The 1,331-nt window shown below is 48.4% G+C and carries 2 protein-coding genes; both read left to right on the top strand.

The window, feature by feature from the left end; translation table 11 throughout:
* On the top strand, positions 1-733 hold a 733-nt coding region (hisD, locus tag R8N28_RS25135; RefSeq protein WP_318183653.1), incomplete at its 5' end, for a histidinol dehydrogenase.
* Positions 734-748: 15 nt separating this feature from the next.
* On the top strand, positions 749-1,331 hold a 583-nt coding region (locus R8N28_RS25130; protein WP_318183652.1), incomplete at its 3' end, for an aminotransferase class I/II-fold pyridoxal phosphate-dependent enzyme.

Genomic DNA, 1,331 nt, shown 5'->3' with positions numbered 1-1,331 from the left:
TGCAATGGCGTACGGTACGAAAAGCGTCTCTAAAGTCGATAAAATTTTTGGCCCGGGTAACGCCTATGTGACGGAAGCAAAACGTCAAGTAAGCAATGACTTCCGTGGTGCTGCGATTGACATGCCGGCTGGCCCTTCTGAAGTTCTTGTGATTGCAGACGAAACCGCAGATCCAGACTTCATCGCAGCAGACTTGTTAAGCCAAGCTGAGCACGGCCCTGATTCACAGGTGGTTCTTGTGACACCATCACCAATTGTCGCGGATCAAGTAACGGATGCCGTTCAGCGTCAACTAAAAGCCTTGTCTCGTGCAGACATCGCGCAGAAGGCGTTGGCTTCAAGTCTGATTATTATTTCTGAGTCAATCACACAAGCGGTTTCTATTTCTAACTACTACGGCCCTGAGCACTTAATTGTGCAAACGAAGAACCCTCGTGAGCTACTTCCACTACTAGATAATGCGGGCTCAATCTTTCTTGGCGATTGGTCTCCTGAATCTGCAGGTGATTATGCGTCGGGAACTAACCACGTGCTTCCAACTTACGGGTATACTCGTACTTACTCAAGCCTTGGCCTTGCCGACTTTTCTAAACGAATGACAGTGCAAGAGTTATCGGCTGAAGGTTTACAGAATCTCGCTCCGACTGTGGTTACGATGGCGGAGGCGGAAGGTCTCGACGCTCACAAACGTGCAGTCACCATCCGAGTAGAAAAGCTGACCAAAAATAGATAATAAGAGAGTAAAGAGATGGAAAAGCTAGCACGCAAACAAGTTCAAGAATTAACCCCGTATTTATCTGCTCGCCGAATTGGCGGCACGGGTGACGTTTGGCTCAACGCCAATGAATCTCCATTTAATAATGAGTACAAAACGGATTTTGCTCGCTTAAACCGCTACAGCGAATGCCAGCCAAAAGCGCTTATTTCAGCTTACGCTGCCTACGCGGGCGTAAAGCCAGAACAGACGCTTACTTCTCGTGGCGCTGACGAAGGTATTGAGCTTTTAGTTCGCGCTTTCTGTGAGCCAGGACAAGACGCGATTTTGTACTGCCCACCGACTTACGGTATGTACGCAATCAGTGCTGAAACCATTGGTGTTGAACGTAAGACTGTACCGCTAACATCGGATTGGCAGCTTGACCTTGCTGGCATCGAATCCAATCTCGATAACGTCAAGCTGGTTTTTGTTTGTTCGCCAAACAACCCAACCGGTAACCTCGTTAAGCGTGAAGATATTGTCTCTCTGCTTGAGATGACAAAAGACCGAGCAATCGTGGTCATGGACGAAGCGTATATCGATTTTTGCCCTGAGGCGTCAACGGTGAGATCGG

The organism is Vibrio sp. Vb1554, assembly GCF_033344235.1.
This window is presented reverse-complemented; position numbering and strand designations above follow the sequence as displayed.